Source organism: Variovorax sp. CF313 (assembly GCF_000282635.1).
Lineage (GTDB): Bacteria > Pseudomonadota > Gammaproteobacteria > Burkholderiales > Burkholderiaceae_C > Variovorax.
In genome coordinates this window covers 68,758-83,692 of record NZ_AKIW01000094.1, presented here as the reverse complement: position 1 = coordinate 83,692, position 14,935 = coordinate 68,758, and the positions used below count along the sequence as shown (strand labels likewise).

Sequence of the window (14,935 nt, the reverse complement as noted above, 5' to 3'; positions counted from 1 at the left end):
CGGCCCGGCAAAGCCGGTTCCGCGGTGTTCCTGAAATGGGAGCCACTTGGATGCCGCGTGCCTGCATGCGGCGTGGACCGCGCACGACGCGGTGGAGTAAACGAACATGAATCTCTCAAAATTCTTCATCGACCGGCCGATCTTTGCCGGCGTGCTGTCGCTATTGATGCTGATAGCCGGCCTGATCGCGCTGCGCGGGCTGCCGATCTCGGAGTACCCGGAAGTCGCGCCGCCTTCGGTGGTGGTGCGCGCCCAGTACCCCGGTGCCAACCCGAAGGTGATTGCTGAAACGGTGGCCACGCCGCTCGAAGAGCAGATCAACGGCGTCGAAGGCATGCTCTACATGGGCAGCCAGGCAACGACCGACGGCGTGCTGACGCTCACCGTGACGTTCCGCCTCGGCACCGATCCCGACAAGGCACAGCAGCTCGTGCAGAACCGCGTCTCGCAAGCCGAGCCGCGTCTGCCCGAGGAAGTGCGCCGGCTCGGCATCACGACCGTCAAGAGCGCGCCCGACCTGACGATGGTGGTCCACCTCGTCTCGCCGAACAACCGCTACGACATCAACTACCTGCGCAACTACGCGGTGCTGAACGTGAAGGACCCGCTGGCGCGCATCGAAGGCGTGGGCCAGGTCCAGATCTTCGGCGGCGGCGACTACTCCATGCGCGTGTGGCTCGACCCGCAGAAGGTCGCGCAGCGCGGCCTCTCGGCGAGCGACGTGGTGGCTGCCATCCGTGGCCAGAACGTGCAGGCCGCGGCCGGCGTGGTCGGCGCATCGCCGGGCCTGTCGGGTGTGGACATGCAGCTGTCGATCAATGCGCAAGGTCGCCTGCAGAGCGAGGAAGAGTTCGGCGACATCATCGTCAAGAGCGGCACCGACGGCGCCGTCACGCGTCTTCGCGACATCGGCCGCCTCGAGATGGGCGCCGCCGACTACTCGCTGCGCTCGCTGCTGAACAACGACCCGGCCGTCGGCATGGGTGTGTTCCAGGCGCCGGGCTCCAATGCGCTCGACATCTCGTCCAACGTGCGCAAGACGATGGCCGAGCTCAACAAAAACATGCCCGAGGGCCTGGAATACCGCATCGCCTACGACCCGACGCAGTTCGTGCGCGCGTCCATCGAATCGGTGATCCACACGCTGCTCGAAGCCATCATGCTGGTGGTGCTGGTCGTGATCCTGTTCCTGCAGACGTGGCGCGCGTCGATCATTCCGCTGCTGGCCGTGCCGGTGTCGGTGATCGGCACCTTCGCGGTGCTGCACGTCCTCGGCTTTTCGATCAACGCGCTGAGCCTGTTCGGGCTGGTGCTGGCCATCGGCATCGTGGTGGACGACGCCATCGTGGTGGTGGAGAACGTCGAGCGGAACATCGAGGCGGGGCTCACGCCGCGCGAGGCGACCTATCGCGCGATGCGCGAAGTGTCCGGGCCCATCATCGCGATTGCGCTGGTGCTGGTGGCCGTGTTCGTTCCGCTGGCTTTCATCAGCGGCCTCACGGGCCAGTTCTACCGCCAGTTCGCGGTGACGATTGCGATCTCGACGGTGATCTCGGCGATCAACTCGCTGACGCTGTCGCCCGCGCTCGCTGCACTGCTGCTGCGCGGCCATGACGCTCCCAAGGACGCGCTGACGCGCGGCATGGACAAGGCCTTCGGCTGGCTGTTCCGCGGCTTCAACAAGCTGTTCCATCGCGGCTCCGAGGCCTACAGCGGCGGCGTGAAGAACGTGATCTCGCGCAAGGCGCTGATGCTCGCGATCTACGTCGCGCTCATCGCCGTGACCTTCGGCCTCTTCAAGGCGGTGCCCGGCGGCTTCGTGCCGGCGCAGGACAAGCAGTACCTGATCGGCTTCGCTCAGCTGCCCGACGGCGCCACGCTCGACCGCACCGACGAAGTGATCCAGCGCATGGGCGAGATCATGAAGAAGAACCCGAACGTGGAGGACGCCATCGCCTTCCCGGGCCTGTCGATCAACGGCTTCACCAACAGCTCCAACTCGGGCATCGTGTTCGCCACGCTCAAGCCCTTCGACCAGCGCAAGCGCGCCGACCAGAGCGGCGGCGCGGTGGCGGGCCAGTTGAACGGCGCCTTCTCGAGCATCCAGGACGCCTTCATCGTGATGTTCCCGCCCCCGCCGGTGGCGGGCCTGGGCACCACGGGCGGCTTCAAGCTGCAGCTGGAAGACCGCGGCTCGGTGGGCTACGACCAGATGGACGCGGCAGTGAAGGCCTTCATGGCCAAGGCTTACCAGGCGCCCGAACTGGCCGGCATGTTCACGAGCTGGCAGGTCAACGTGCCGCAGCTGTACGCAGACATCGACCGCACCAAGGCCCGCCAGCTCGGCGTGCCCGTGACGGACATCTTCGACACCATGCAGATCTACCTTGGCAGCCTGTATGCGAACGACTTCAACAAGTTCGGCCGCACGTACTCCGTGCGCGTCCAGGCCGATGCGCCTTACCGCGCCCGTGCTGAAGACGTGGGCCTGCTGAAGGTGCGCTCGACCTCGGGCGAGATGGTGCCGCTGGCCGCGCTGATGAAGGTGAATTCGACCTTCGGCCCGGAACGCGCCATGCGCTACAACGGCTACCTCGCCGCCGACATCAACGGCGGCCCGGCGCCGGGCTACTCCTCGGGCCAGGCGCAGGACGCGATCACCAAGATCGCGGCCGAGACGCTGCCCAAGGGCGTGAGCTTCGAGTGGACCGAGCTGACCTACCAGGAAATCCTGGCCGGCAACTCCGCCTTCCTGGTGTTCCCGCTGGCGATCCTGCTGGTGTTCCTGGTGCTGGCTGCGCAGTACGAAAGCCTGACGCTGCCGATCGCGATCATCCTGATCGTGCCCATGGGCATCATGGCCGCGATGACCGGCGTATGGATATCGGGGGGTGACAACAACGTCTTCACGCAGATCGGGTTGATCGTGCTGGTGGGGCTGAGTGCGAAGAACGCGATTCTTATCGTGGAGTTCGCCCGGGAGCTCGAATTTGCCGGCCGCACACCGATACAGGCCGCCATCGAAGCCAGCCGCCTGCGCCTGCGCCCGATTCTCATGACCTCGCTGGCCTTCGTGATGGGCGTGCTGCCCCTCGTGCTGTCCACCGGCGCGGGTTCGGAGATGCGCAAGGCCATGGGCGTGGCGGTGTTCGCCGGGATGATCGGCGTGACGGCCTTCGGCCTGTTCCTGACGCCTGTGTTCTACGTGCTGCTGCGCCGCCTCGCGGGCAACCGGCCACTCAAGCTGCATGGCGAAGTGCCGCATGGCGACGACTTCGTGTCGGCCGGGAATCCGGCTTCGCATGGCGGCGCCGGTGGTGGCGGCCTTCATCCGGTGCCCGCATCGCCGCGTTCTTCGCATGACGACTGATCGAGAAAGCGCATCATGAAATTTTCAGTACAACCTCTGGTGAAGCCGCTTCGTACCGCGTTGCTGCCGCTGATGGCAGCCCTGGTGCTCGCCGGCTGTGCCACCGCGCCCTCGGGCCTGCCCGAGATCACGACCACCGCCCAGTTCAAGGAGCAGGGCAAGGACCAGGCGGTGACGCCGCCCGCCGGCTTCACGCGGGCCGCGCCCTCCGAGGCGCAACCGCGCGGCGACTGGTGGCTGGCGTTCAACGATCCGGCGCTCAACGCACTGATCGAGAAGGCCGACGTCAACAACACCAACATCCAGGCCGCGGCCGCTCGGCTGGCCGAGGCTCGCGCGCTGGCGCGCAGCGCCAACGCCGACCGCCTGCCGCAGATCGGCCTGGGCGCTGGCGCCAACCGCGGCGCGGGCCTGGACAAGGCCACGGCCAGCACCCGGCCAGCCACGATGACGAACATCGGCGCCACGTTCTCGTACGAGGTCGACCTGTTCGGCCGCCTCTCGGGCGCGAGCAATGCGGCCAAGCTCGATGCGGCCGGCCGCGAGGCGCTGCTGCAAAGCACGCGCCTCGCCGTGCAGGCCGAAGTGGCGCAGACCTACCTGCAGTTGCGCGCGCTCGATGCCGAGCGCGCCCTGGTGCGCGAGCAGGTCGAGGCGTATCGCGACACGCTGCGCCTGTCGCAGCGCCGCGAGCAGGCCGGCGACATCGCCGAGCTCGACGTGGCGCGCGTGCAGACCGAGGTGTCGTCCACCGAGTCGGATGCGCTCGCGCTCGACCGCCAGCGCGCCCAGGTGGAGCATGCGCTCGCGGTGCTGGTGGGCGATTCGGCTTCCAGCTTCGGCTTGCGCGTCGACGAGTGGGCGACGGCGCTCCCGTCCATTCCGCCGGGTGTGCCCGCCACGGTGCTCACCCGCCGCCCCGACGTGTCGGCTGCGCAGAGCGCTGTGCTGGCCGCGCAGGCCCGCGTGGGCGTGGCGCAGGCCGCGTGGTTCCCGGACATCTCGCTGACCGGCGCCGCCGGCTATGCCTCGCCCGAGATCGGCGACCTCTTCAAGTGGTCGGCGCGCTCGTGGGGCGTGGGCGCGCTGCTGTCGCTGCCGATCTTCGACGGCGGCCGCCGCGAGGCCGGCGTGCAGGGCGCCAATGCCCGGCTCGACGGTGCGCTCGCGAGCTACCGCACGCAGGTGCTGGTGGCGTTTCAGGAAGTCGAAGACCAACTGGCCGCCATCCGCATCCTGCAGGAGCAGTCGGTCGTGCAGGCACAGGCCGTGACCTCGGCCCAGCGCGCCACCAGCCTGTCGGACACGCGCTATCGCAACGGCTACGTCAGCCAGCTCGACCTGCTGGACGCGCGCCGCAGCGAATTGCGCAACCGCCGGCAGGCACTGCAGGTGAAGTCGGCGCAGTACCAGGCGGCGGTGGGGCTGATCCGCGCCATCGGCGGCGGCTGGGAAGCGCCGGCGCCGGTCGCGGCTGTCCCGGCACGGACGGCCGTGGCCGTGCGCTGAATCGCGATCAAGGATTGAAATTGAAAGCCTGAGCGCCGCAAGGCGGTCTTGCGCCGCCGTGGGTTCAGTCGGTTTTCTTGCCGGCTGGATTCGCGGCGGCGCTTATTTTTTGCAGTTCCACCGCGCCCACGGCCAGGGCGTTTGAATAGCTGGCCTGCGGCCTCGACGCTGTCCGGTAGACCCGGTAGTCGAAGGTTTCGGAGACGGCGTCGCCATGGTGGGCTTCGAGCAGGATCCAGAAGAACTGGCCCGGCTCGCGTTCCTCGACGGTTAGCGCCAAATCATTCAAGGCTGGCATGGGTTCCCGGGTGCAATGCGGTGTGGTGGCATCTGGTGTACGCAAAAAATGCTACTGTTTGATGCACCGGATGTATTTGCAATGCCCGGCGATGTGAAAGATGTCGCATTTCGTCGCTTCCATTTGGCCTTTCCCGGACCGGTGTGGCGCTCAACGACAATTCGCCGATGAGTTCAAAGGCGAAAAGCGGGCCGGCGCGTTGCGTCATGGTCCTGGGCACCACCAGCGGCGCCGGCAAGAGCTGGCTGGCCACGGCGCTGTGCCGCTGGTATGCGCGGCAGGGCCTGAAGGTGGCGCCTTTCAAGGCGCAGAACATGAGCAACAACGCCCGCGTGGTTGACGGCGGCGAGATCGGCAGCGCCCAATATTTCCAGGCCCTGGCCGCCAATGCCGTGCCCGGGGTGCGCATGAACCCGCTGCTGCTCAAGCCCGAGCGCGACACCCACAGCCAGGTGGTGCTGATGGGGCAGGTGAATGACGAACTCTCGGCCTTGCCCTGGCGCGGCCGCAGCGAGCGCGTCTGGCCGCAGATCGCGCAGGCGCTCGACGAACTGCGCGCCGGAAACGACGTGGTGGTGATCGAAGGCGCGGGTTCGCCGGCCGAGATCAACCTGATGGCCAGCGACATCGTCAACATGCGCATCGCCCGGCACGCGCAGGCGCGCTGCCTGCTCACGACCGACATCGACCGCGGAGGCGCCTTTGCCCATCTGTACGGCACCTGGGCGCTGCTGCCCGAGGCCGACCGCGCGCTGCTGCGCGGCTTCGTGCTCAACAAGTTCCGCGGCGATGCCTCGCTGCTCGCGCCTGCGCCGCAGCAACTGCAGGAACTGACCGGCGTGCCCACCGTGGCCACGCTGCCGATGTGGTGGCAGCACGGCTTGCCCGAGGAGGACGGCGTATTCGATGACCGCAGCCGTGCGAGCGGCACCGTGACGCGCACGGTCGCGGTCGTGGCATACCCGCGCATCAGCAACCTCGACGAATTCCAGGCGCTGAAGAACGTGCCCGGCGTGCGGCTGGTCTGGGCCCGTACGCCGGCCGACGTGGCCGGCGCCGACTGGATCGTGCTGCCCGGCTCCAAGCACACCAGCGGCGACCTGGCCTGGCTGCGCGCCCAGGGGCTGGACAGCGCCGTGGCCGCGCATGCCGAACGCGGCGGCGCGGTGCTGGGCATCTGCGGCGGACTGCAGATGCTGGGAGAGGCGCTGGTCGATCCGCACGGCATCGACGGCAATGCGCCGGGACTGGGCCTGCTGCCGCTGGTGACGGTGTTCGCGCGCGAGAAGACGGTGCGGCATCGCACCGGGACCTTCGGCGAGCTGAGCGGTGTCTGGGCTGCGCTGTCGGACGTGCCCGTCGCCGGCTACGAGATCCACCATGGCCAGACCGCCGCACACCCGCAGATGGCGCAGGACGGCCAGGCCGTGATGCCCGACGGACTGGCCTGGCAGAACGCGCGCGGCAACGTGCTCGGCATCTATCTTCACGGCCTGTTCGAGGACCCGCGCGCGCTGCACGCGCTGTTCGGTGCCTCCGTGCCCACGCTCGACGCCACCTTCGACGGCCTGGCCGACTTCATCGATACCCACTTCGACGCCGGCGTGCTCGCCGGACTGATTGCATGACCGAAACCATTCCCACCATTTCCGACATCACCGACACCGCGCTCGCCGCCCGCCTGCAGAGCGCGCTCGACAACAAGACCAAGCCGCTCGGCGCGCTGGGCCGGCTCGAGGCGCTGGCGCTGCGCATCGGCACCATCCTCGGCACCGAAAGCCCGGAGCTCGAAGCCCCGCAGATGCTGGTCTGCGCGGGCGACCACGGATTGGCGGCGCGCGGCGTCTCGGCGTACCCGAGCGACGTGACCTGGCAGATGGTCGAGAACTTCCTCGCCGGCGGCGCGGCCGTGAGCGTGCTGGCGCGCCAGCACGGGCTGGCACTGACGGTGGTCGACTGCGGCGTGCGGCGCGACTTCCAGGCGCGCCCGGGGCTGGTGTCGCGCCGGATCGCCGAAGGTACGGCAGACGCTTCGCAGGGCCCGGCCATGACGGCCGCGCAGTGCGCCCAGGCCATCGCCAACGGGCGCGAGGTGGTGCGCGTGCTGCCGGGCAATGCGTTGCTGCTCGGCGAGATGGGCATCGGCAACAGTTCGTCTGCCGCGCTGCTGCTCTCGCGGCTGGGCGGGTTGGACATCGACGCCTGCACCGGTGCCGGCACTGGCCTCGATGCGGCCGGGCTGGCGCGCAAGCGCGATGTGCTGCGGCAGGTGCTGGCGCTGCACGCGGGCGCGACCGCGCCTCTGGACGCGCTGGCCGCCTTCGGTGGCTTCGAGGTGGCTACGCTGGTCGGCGCGGTGCTGCAGGCGGCCGAGGAGCGGCGCGTGATCGTGGTAGACGGCTTCATCGCCAGCGCAGCGGTGCTGGTGGCGCAGGCGCTGCAGCCGCACGTGGTGCAGCGCTGCGTGGCCGCGCATTGCTCGGCCGAACCCGGCCACGTGCTGCTGCTGGAGCGGCTGGGGCTGGAGCCGCTGCTCAAGCTCGAACTGCGCCTGGGCGAAGGCTCGGGCGGGGCGCTGGCCTGGCCGCTGCTCGAATCGGCCTGCCGCATCCTGCGCGAGATGGCGAGCTTCGAGTCGGCCGGCGTGTCGCGCAAGGACAGCTGAAGAGGATGAACGGCGTTCGCCATTTCCTGCTCGCGCTGCAGTTCTTCACGCGCGTGCCGGTGACGGGGCCGCTGGCTGCGTGGGTCGGCTTCAGTCCGCAGATGCTGCGTTCGAGCGCGGCGCATCTGCCCGGCATCGGATGGCTGGCAGGTGGCGTGGCGGCGCTGGTGTTCGCGGGTGTGGGCATGGGGCTGCCGGGTGTCGCCGGTGCGCTGGCTGCTGCCGTGCTGAGCACCACCGCCACCGTGATGCTGACCGGCGCCTTCCATGAAGACGGTCTGGCCGACGTGGCCGATGGCCTGGGCGGTTCGGCCGACCGCGACCGGGCGCTGGAGATCATGAAGGACTCGCGCATCGGCGCCTTCGGTGCGCTGGCGCTGGTGCTGGCGCTGGGCCTGAAATGCGCGCTGCTCGCAATGCTGGCCGGGCACGGCCTGCAGGCGGTTGTTGTCGCCATCGTCGGCGCGCATGTGCTGTCGCGGCTGATGCCGCTGTTCCTGATCCGGTGGTTGCCCTATGTGGGCGACAGCGGGGCGAGCAAGGCGAAGCCGCTGGCGGATGCGATCAGCGGTGGTGCGTTGCTGATCGCGGTGGTGTGGGCGCTGCCGGCGGTGGCACTGCTGCTGTATGCACACGACGTGGCGCACGTCTTGGCGGCCTTGCTTGCGGCCGTTGTTGCCGCAGGCTGGATGGCGCGTCTTTTCATGCGCCGGCTGCAGGGCTTCACCGGCGACGGCCTTGGCGCCACCCAGCAGGTCTGCGAGCTGGCGATCTACCTTGCACTGGCGTGGCGCGCATGAGCGACGCCGCCCGAAGGACGCTCTGGCTCCAGCGCCATGCGCCCGTGGTGGCCGAGCCCGGGCTGTGCTACGGCGCCACGGACCTCGAAGCCCATGCGGACGCCACGCTCGCTGCTGCGCAGCGCATCGCGCCTTTGCTTCCTGCGGCCATCAGCGTGCGCAGTTCGCCGCTGCGGCGATGTGCCGGGCTGGCCGATGCCATCGCCGCGTTGCGCCCCGATCTTCGGGTGCGGCACGACGCACGGCTGGCCGAGATGAACTTCGGCGCCTGGGAAGGGCGGCCGTGGTCTGCCATCGCACGCGAGGAATTCGACGCCTGGACCGGCAATTTCGCCGATGCGCCTGCCGGCGGCCATGGCGAAAGCGTGCGCGCATTCATGCAGCGCGTGGCCGCCGCACATGACGAATGGCTTGTGGACGAGGGCGATGCGCTGTGGATCACGCACGCCGGCGTGCTGCGGGCGGTAACGTTGCTGCAGCGCGGCACCCGCTGCCCTGGAGTCGCCGCCGACTGGCCTGATGGGGAACTGCCCTTCGGCGGTTGGCTGACTTTCGACAATTAGCTGCCGTCGGCCAGTGCCGATTGCGGCTCAGTTCTTCTGCCGCCACTGTTCGCGCCAGAGCCGCTCCAGCTGCGGCGCAAGTGCAGCCGGCGGCGTGCCCAGGAAGCGGTTGCTGCCGTTGCGCTGCACCAGGCCGTAGAGGCGGCCGGAGCCCTGGTCGTAGAGCGCGATCGCGTTGTTGTCGTAGCAGTCGTGCGGCTTGCAGAAGGCCTGCAGGAGGTAGCGCGTTCCCTCGACCGTCACCCATTGCGGCTCGGGCGCCGGACCTTCGCGGCGCACCAGCCAGCGGTCGTTCTCGCGCGTGCCCAAGGCGGCGCGCCAGGCCTTCTCCATGGCCGGGCCCCGCGCCAGCGCCGCCGGGCTGCCCGTGGGCGGGGGAGGCGCCTTGACGGCGGGCTCGACGGGCGGGGCCACGGCCCGCACCGCGCCGTTGCAGCGCCAGTAGCGCAGCTTCATCATGTCGGGGCCGAGTTGGCCGGCGACCGGCTTGTCGGCGTCCAGCGCGATGTACTGGCCGCGCGCTTCGCGGTAGACGAGGAAGGTCATTGCGCCGGACTTGCCCGGGCTGCTCATCAGCGCCACGTCGAAGCCTGCCGGCGGCGGGCGGTTGCCGAAGAAGCTGTGGGCGGTCTGCGGTTCGTTGCCGGTCACGCGGCGCTTGCCGCTTTCGGCGATCAGCATGTCCTGGCGCACCTGCAGCGTCGGTGCGGCTGCGTTGGCGCAGTTCGTCGACCAGCGGCCGCCGTAGATCGCCATGGCCTCGGGCGGCAGGCCGCCGCCCTGCTGCGACCATGCCGCGGCCGGAAGGAGGGCGGCGAGCAGCGTGGCGGCCAGCAGCGCCGGGGAGTCGTTCTTTCGTGTCGTCATTCGTCGTCGGTTTCAGGCCGTCTTCGGCATCGGTGTCTTTGGCTTGTAGGCGCAGAAAACGGCCACCGCGCACTCCCAGCAGCGCGGCTTGCGCGCCACGCAGATGTAGCGGCCATGCAGGATGAGCCAGTGGTGCGCATGCAGCTGGTATTCCGGTGGGACGCGCTTCTCGAGTTTGAGTTCCACCTCCAGCGGCGTCTTGCCGGGCGCAAGCCCGGTGCGGTTGCCGACGCGGAAGATGTGCGTGTCGACCGCCATGGTCGGCTCGCCGAAGGCCACGTTGAGCACCACGTTCGCGGTCTTGCGGCCGACGCCCGGCAGCGCCTCCAGCTCGGCGCGGGTGCGCGGCACCTCGCCGCCGTGCAGCTCCACCAGCATGCGGCAGGCCTCGATCAGGTGCCTCGCCTTGCTGCGGTACAGGCCGATGGTCTTGATGTACTCCTCCAGCCCCTCGACACCCAGATCGAGAATGGCCTGCGGCGTATTCGCCACCGGATACAGCTTGCGCGTGGCCTTGTTCACGCCCACGTCGGTGGCCTGTGCCGACAGCAGCACGGCGGCCAGCAGCTCGAAGGGGGTTGTGTATTCGAGTTCAGTCTCGGGCTCGGGGTTGGCCGCCTGCAGGGTGGCGAAGAAGAGGGGGATGTCGTTTTTTTTCATGGGGCTTCGTGGGGGGCGGCACGCGCAATATATCGTTGAAAGGCGATAGCCTTACGCAGCTTTATTGCCTGCCGCTTTCGCGACAATGGCACCCCAGAAAGTGAGACCGACCATGCAATTCGCCTCCCGCCTCGACAACGTCGAGACCTCCGCCATCCGCGAACTCTTCAAGCTGCTGGGCAAGCCCGGGATCATCAGCTTTGCGGGTGGCTTCCCCGACAGCGCCATGTTCGACGTCGAGGGCCTCAAGGAGGCGAGCCAGAAGGCGCTCTCCGAAGAACCCGGCGCTGCGCTGCAGTACGGCGCCACCGAAGGCTACGAGCCGCTGCGCAGCCAGCTCAGCGCCTTCATGAAGACCAAGGGCGTCGAGGTCGACCCCAGCGGCCTGATCGTCACCACCGGCAGCCAGCAGGCGCTCGACCTGCTGGGCAAGACCATGATCTCGCCCGGCGACAAGGTGATCGTCGAGGGCCCGACCTTCCTGGCCACCATCCAGTGCTTCCGCCTGTACGGCGCGCAGCTCATCAGCGCGCCCATCGACGCCAACGGCGTGAAGACCGACGAGCTCGAGAAGCTCATCGCCGAGCACAAGCCCAAGTTCGTCTACCTGATCCCGACCTTCGGCAACCCCAGCGGCGCGATGCTGACGCTGGAGCGCCGCAAGAAGGTGCTCGAGCTGGCCGTGAAGTACCAGACGCTGATCGTCGAGGACGACCCCTATGGCGACCTCTATTTCGGCGAAGCACCTCCGCCCTCCATCCTGGCCCTGAGCAAAGACGTGCCGGGCAGCCGCGAGTTGCTGGCGCACTGCGGCAGCCTGAGCAAGGTGTTGAGCCCGGGCCTGCGCATCGGCTGGATGATCGCGCCGCCCGAGCTGCTGTCCAAGGCGACGATGTGCAAGCAGTTCAGCGACGCGCACACGAGCACGTTCTCGCAGGCCACGGCTGCGCAATACCTCAAGAGCGGCCGCATGCCGGCCACGCTGGCGCACGTGCGCGAGGTCTACGGCCAGCGTGCCCAGGCCATGGGCGCGGCGCTCAGGCGCGAGCTGGGCGATGCAGTGAGCTTCACCCAGCCCAACGGCGGCTTGTTCTTCTGGGCGCGCCTCACCGGCGCCAATGGCAAGCTGGCCGATGCGAACGAACTGGCGAAGCGCGCGATCGAGAAGCTCGTGGCCTTCGTGCCCGGCGCACCATTCTTTGCCGAGAAGCCCGATGTGGCGACGCTGCGTCTGAGCTTCGCGACGGCCGACGTGGCGAAGATCGAAGAGGGCGTGAAGCGTCTCGGTCAGGCGCTGTAGTCGATCCGATCAGGGGGACCGGTGCAGCCGGGGCGCCGCAAGCAGGTCCAGGTTGTCTGAAATGGCCGCATCCACGTTCGGATAGCGGCCTTTCATTTTCGACAACGTCATGATGGTCTGCAGCGCCTTCAGGTCCTTGACCGATGGCGCGACCTTGATCTGCGCGATGGCTGCGGCGGGGTTGCCACCGTTGATCAATGCCATCACCTTGCTTGCCCAGTCGTTTGCGCGCGCCATGTCTTCACCTGCTTTCGTTCGAAGCGCCGACTGTACACAGCGCCGTGCCGATCACAGCCGGAACCGTCACGCCGTGCCTGCAAATCCTCCGAAGAAAGCGCGTGCGTTGGCTTCCAGGCTGTCGAGGTGATAGCCGCCTTCCTGGACGATCAGCGTAGGCAGCCCCAGCGCGCCTACGGCCTTGCCGAGACGGCCGAAACCCTCGGTCGTCACCGCGACCTGCGACTGGGGGTCGTCCTTGTAGATGTCGAACCCGAGGGCCAGGACCAGCGCGTCCGGCGCGAATCGTTGCAGCACGCCCGCCGCATCGTCGACGCGCTCGAAGAAGGCCGCTTCCGTCGCCCCGTGCGGCATCGGGAAATTGACGTTGAAGCCATCGCCGTCGCCGGCCCCGCGCTCGTCGTCGTAGCCGGCGACGGCAGGGTAGAAGTTGGTCGGGTCGCCGTGGATCGAGACATACAGCACGTCGCTGCGGTCGTAGAAGATTTCCTGCACCCCCTGGCCGTGGTGCATGTCGGTATCGAGGACCGCCACGCGAGCGAAGCGCCCGCGCAACGCCTGGGCGGCGATGGCTGCGTTGTTGAGGTAGCAGAAGCCGCCAGCGGCATCGACGCGCGCATGGTGGCCGGGCGGGCGGCACAGTGCGTAGGCCGCAGGGGCGCCGTCGACGATGGCCGCCGCGCCGGCCACCGCGCTCTGGGCCGACCAGTACGCGGAGCGCCAGGTTGCGGCCCCGACCGGGCAGCTGCCGTCGGCAAGGTAGCGCGCCGCCTTGGCCAGCACGCCGCGCAGGCGGTTGGGCTCGCGCACGTAAACGTTCGACATCACCTCGTCGCCCCAGTCGGGCGGCATCTGCTTCCATTCGCCGTGCGCGTCCTCCAGAAAGCGCAGGTAGTCGGCACTGTGCACGGCGGCCAATGGCGCCATGCCGGCGTCGGCCGGCGTCCGGAGATCGAACCCGAGCGATTGCACGGCGGCGATGAGCCGAAGTGCGCGGTCGGGAATTTCCTGCGGGGTGCGCATCTGTCCGCGCGACAGGTAGCTGCGCGGATGGTGCAGCAGCTGCTCTGGATGGAAGTAGGTCAGCATGGGCGATTCGGCATGGCCGCCGTGGAATTTGCTCGGCAGCCATGGTAGCGAGCAAGATCGGTGCCCATCGAGGGCATCGGATGGCGCGCGAATCGGCGGCATCCACATTGGTTACGATCACCCATGAGAAAAACCTTTCAGCTTCAGGTCGAGGGCAAGCACCCCGACCGTCTCCTCGAAGCCATCAAGCACGAGATCCGCAAGTACATCAAGCGCGAGCGGCGGCGCGAATTGCCCGAAGGCAGCGATTTCTGGGACTTCGATTGCAAGTTCGGCGCGGCCCAGGAATCCGCAGAAGTCATTCACCTTTCCGCCATCACGGGCCTCATCGACGGGGTGGTGAAGGAAGGCGGCAAGCAGTTCTACATCGAGATCCTGGCCAAGCCCGGCAAGCGCAAGCCGCGGCCTGAAGGCGAACAGGGCGCTGCCACCGATTCCGAAGAGGAATAACCGCCGTCAGGCCTGCGCCTGCGCCAACCGCAGGCCGTACCGCTGCTCCGCATCCTGCAGCGAGCGCGCAATCGACGGGTGCAGCCGCACCCCGTTCCTGGCCTGCGCTTCCCGACGCTTCAAACCGCCTTCGCCCGGTAGCCGCACAGGCTTGGCCGGGTCGATGGGCACGTTGCCGCGACACTTCGCCGCCACATGGTCCATCTGGCGCAGGAAGGCGTCCTTGCCGCCGAAGGCATTCAGGTGGTGCAGCGTGATGTGCACCGTCGCGCCCCAGCCCTCGGGCGGATCGGCCCGGCCGTGGCCCGCGAGGCCGGCCGTGAGCGTCTCGACCAGCAGCGCCATGCCGTAGCCCTTGTGGCCGTGGTTCAATCCGCCGACCGGCAGCAGCGTGCCAGGCGGCTGGTCGAACAGCACCTGCGGGTCGTTCGACGGCTTGCCGGCAGCGTCGATCAGCCATTCCTCGGCGAAGGTCTCGCCCGCTGCGCGCTTGCGGTTGCTCATGCCGTTGGTGGTGATGGAGGCCGAGATGTCGACCATCACGCCGCCTTGCGAGAGCGGAAAACCCATGGCCAGCGGATTCGGCGTGAACACGGCCTGCGTGCCGCCGAAGGGCGCGACGCTGGCGGCATTGGGGTCGGAGCAGGCCAGCAGCATCAGCATGTCTTCCTGCAGCGCGCGCAACATGTAGACGGCGAGGCAGGCGATGTGGTGGCTGCGGCGGATGACGAGCGAGGCGGTGCCGAGTTCGCGGGCACGCGGAATCAGCAAATCCATGCCCTGGTCCATGAGCCAGGGACCGGGCAGGCGCTTGCCGTCCCAGAGCACGGCGGCGGGGCGGTCGGACAGCACCTCGGGGGTGCCGTCGCGCGTCATGCCACCGGATTCCAGTTCCTTGACGTACCCGGCCAGCAGCGCGAGGCCGTGCGTGTCGTGTCCCAGCAGGTCGCCCTCGACGAGCGTGCGGGCGACGCTGTCGGCCATCGACGCGGCGAGCCCGGCTTTTTGCAGCAGGGCGCTCGCGTAGTCCTTGAGGGCTTCGGCGCGGTAGAGCGGGGCGGTGTCGGTCATGTCAGTGGTCCGTGTCTCGTTGGGGCGGTTGTTCTTGGGGGCGCTGTCGTTCAGGG

Annotated in this window: 14 protein-coding genes; 8 read left to right on the top strand and 6 right to left on the bottom strand. The window is 68.4% G+C overall.

The genetic code is table 11. The annotated features are described in order from the left end of the window. The first annotated feature begins 106 nt into the window (after positions 1-106). Both PMI12_RS22585 and PMI12_RS22580 read left to right on the top strand, forming a co-directional pair. Positions 107-3,370, top strand: a complete 3,264-nt coding sequence (locus PMI12_RS22585; protein WP_007837047.1) for an efflux RND transporter permease subunit — start codon at positions 107-109, stop codon at positions 3,368-3,370. Between the two features lie 15 nt (positions 3,371-3,385). After that, entirely contained in the window at positions 3,386-4,879 is a 1,494-nt protein-coding gene (locus PMI12_RS22580; protein ID WP_007837045.1) for an efflux transporter outer membrane subunit, read from the top strand. 64 nt (positions 4,880-4,943) lie between these two features. Here the strand turns inward: PMI12_RS22580 and PMI12_RS22575 are convergent, their stop codons facing one another. Next, on the bottom strand, positions 4,944-5,177 hold the full coding sequence (locus tag PMI12_RS22575; RefSeq protein WP_007837044.1) for a hypothetical protein: 234 nt from the start codon (positions 5,175-5,177) through the stop codon (positions 4,944-4,946). A gap of 167 nt (positions 5,178-5,344) precedes the next feature. Between PMI12_RS22575 and PMI12_RS22570 the strand changes: the two genes are divergently transcribed. The 4 genes from PMI12_RS22570 to PMI12_RS22555 are packed head-to-tail and all read left to right on the top strand — an operon-like array spanning position 5,345 to position 9,205. Next, positions 5,345-6,805: a cobyric acid synthase gene (locus tag PMI12_RS22570; RefSeq protein ID WP_042674040.1), complete on the top strand. Its 1,461-nt coding sequence runs from the start codon at positions 5,345-5,347 to the stop codon at positions 6,803-6,805. Then, complete coding sequence (gene cobT / locus PMI12_RS22565) at positions 6,802-7,842, top strand: nicotinate-nucleotide--dimethylbenzimidazole phosphoribosyltransferase (protein ID WP_007837042.1); 1,041 nt, start codon at positions 6,802-6,804, stop codon at positions 7,840-7,842. Before PMI12_RS22570 ends, cobT begins: the two co-directional genes overlap by 4 nt. A 5-nt stretch (positions 7,843-7,847) precedes the next feature. Continuing rightward, on the top strand, positions 7,848-8,642 hold the full coding sequence (locus PMI12_RS22560; RefSeq protein WP_007837041.1) for an adenosylcobinamide-GDP ribazoletransferase: 795 nt from the start codon (positions 7,848-7,850) through the stop codon (positions 8,640-8,642). Next, positions 8,639-9,205 (top strand): histidine phosphatase family protein, encoded by a 567-nt coding sequence (locus PMI12_RS22555; RefSeq protein WP_007837040.1) that lies wholly within the window; start codon positions 8,639-8,641, stop codon positions 9,203-9,205. The genes PMI12_RS22560 and PMI12_RS22555 overlap by 4 nt, the downstream gene beginning before the upstream one ends. Positions 9,206-9,232: 27 nt before the next feature. Here the strand turns inward: PMI12_RS22555 and PMI12_RS22550 are convergent, their stop codons facing one another. Both PMI12_RS22550 and nth read right to left on the bottom strand, forming a co-directional pair. Further along, positions 9,233-10,072 carry an Ivy family c-type lysozyme inhibitor gene (locus tag PMI12_RS22550; protein WP_007837039.1) on the bottom strand — a complete coding sequence of 280 codons (840 nt, stop codon included), beginning with the start codon at positions 10,070-10,072 and terminating at the stop codon, positions 9,233-9,235. Between the two features lie 12 nt (positions 10,073-10,084). After that, entirely contained in the window at positions 10,085-10,732 is a 648-nt protein-coding gene (nth, locus tag PMI12_RS22545; RefSeq protein WP_007837038.1) for an endonuclease III, read from the bottom strand. Positions 10,733-10,844: 112 nt separating this feature from the next. Between nth and PMI12_RS22540 the strand changes: the two genes are divergently transcribed. Continuing rightward, entirely contained in the window at positions 10,845-12,032 is a 1,188-nt protein-coding gene (locus PMI12_RS22540) for an aminotransferase-like domain-containing protein (RefSeq protein WP_007837037.1), read from the top strand. 9 nt (positions 12,033-12,041) lie between these two features. Here PMI12_RS22540 and PMI12_RS22535 read toward each other — a convergent pair whose 3' ends face one another. Beyond that, positions 12,042-12,269, bottom strand: a complete 228-nt coding sequence (locus PMI12_RS22535) for a hypothetical protein (protein ID WP_007837035.1) — start codon at positions 12,267-12,269, stop codon at positions 12,042-12,044. Between the two features lie 66 nt (positions 12,270-12,335). Further along, positions 12,336-13,358, bottom strand: coding sequence for a histone deacetylase family protein (locus PMI12_RS22530; protein ID WP_007837032.1), 1,023 nt, complete (start codon positions 13,356-13,358; stop codon positions 12,336-12,338). Between the two features lie 123 nt (positions 13,359-13,481). Here PMI12_RS22530 and PMI12_RS22525 point away from each other — a divergent pair, with 123 nt between their 5' ends. Further along, complete coding sequence (locus tag PMI12_RS22525) at positions 13,482-13,808, top strand: DUF6172 family protein (RefSeq protein ID WP_007837030.1); 327 nt, start codon at positions 13,482-13,484, stop codon at positions 13,806-13,808. A 6-nt stretch (positions 13,809-13,814) separates the two neighbouring features. Here PMI12_RS22525 and PMI12_RS22520 read toward each other — a convergent pair whose 3' ends face one another. After that, complete coding sequence (locus tag PMI12_RS22520) at positions 13,815-14,879, bottom strand: Ldh family oxidoreductase (RefSeq protein ID WP_007837028.1); 1,065 nt, start codon at positions 14,877-14,879, stop codon at positions 13,815-13,817. Between the last annotated feature and the right edge of the window lie 56 nt (positions 14,880-14,935).

Bases quoted from the DNA above. Each gene is read 5' to 3' on its own strand.
- PMI12_RS22575 (WP_007837044.1), bottom strand. From the start codon at position 5,177: ATGCCAGCCTTGAATGATTTGGCGCTAACCGTCGAGGAACGCGAGCCG.
- cobT (WP_007837042.1), top strand. From the start codon at position 6,802: ATGACCGAAACCATTCCCACCATTTCCGACATCACCGACACCGCGCTC.
- PMI12_RS22560 (WP_007837041.1), top strand. From the start codon at position 7,848: ATGAACGGCGTTCGCCATTTCCTGCTCGCGCTGCAGTTCTTCACGCGC.
- PMI12_RS22580 (WP_007837045.1), top strand. From the start codon at position 3,386: ATGAAATTTTCAGTACAACCTCTGGTGAAGCCGCTTCGTACCGCGTTG.
- PMI12_RS22540 (WP_007837037.1), top strand. From the start codon at position 10,845: ATGCAATTCGCCTCCCGCCTCGACAACGTCGAGACCTCCGCCATCCGC.
- PMI12_RS22550 (WP_007837039.1), bottom strand. From the start codon at position 10,072: ATGACGACACGAAAGAACGACTCCCCGGCGCTGCTGGCCGCCACGCTG.
- PMI12_RS22585 (WP_007837047.1), top strand. From the start codon at position 107: ATGAATCTCTCAAAATTCTTCATCGACCGGCCGATCTTTGCCGGCGTG.
- nth (WP_007837038.1), bottom strand. From the start codon at position 10,732: ATGAAAAAAAACGACATCCCCCTCTTCTTCGCCACCCTGCAGGCGGCC.
- PMI12_RS22535 (WP_007837035.1), bottom strand. From the start codon at position 12,269: ATGGCGCGCGCAAACGACTGGGCAAGCAAGGTGATGGCATTGATCAAC.
- PMI12_RS22525 (WP_007837030.1), top strand. From the start codon at position 13,482: ATGAGAAAAACCTTTCAGCTTCAGGTCGAGGGCAAGCACCCCGACCGT.
- PMI12_RS22520 (WP_007837028.1), bottom strand. From the start codon at position 14,879: ATGACCGACACCGCCCCGCTCTACCGCGCCGAAGCCCTCAAGGACTAC.
- PMI12_RS22570 (WP_042674040.1), top strand. From the start codon at position 5,345: ATGAGTTCAAAGGCGAAAAGCGGGCCGGCGCGTTGCGTCATGGTCCTG.
- PMI12_RS22555 (WP_007837040.1), top strand. From the start codon at position 8,639: ATGAGCGACGCCGCCCGAAGGACGCTCTGGCTCCAGCGCCATGCGCCC.
- PMI12_RS22530 (WP_007837032.1), bottom strand. From the start codon at position 13,358: ATGCTGACCTACTTCCATCCAGAGCAGCTGCTGCACCATCCGCGCAGC.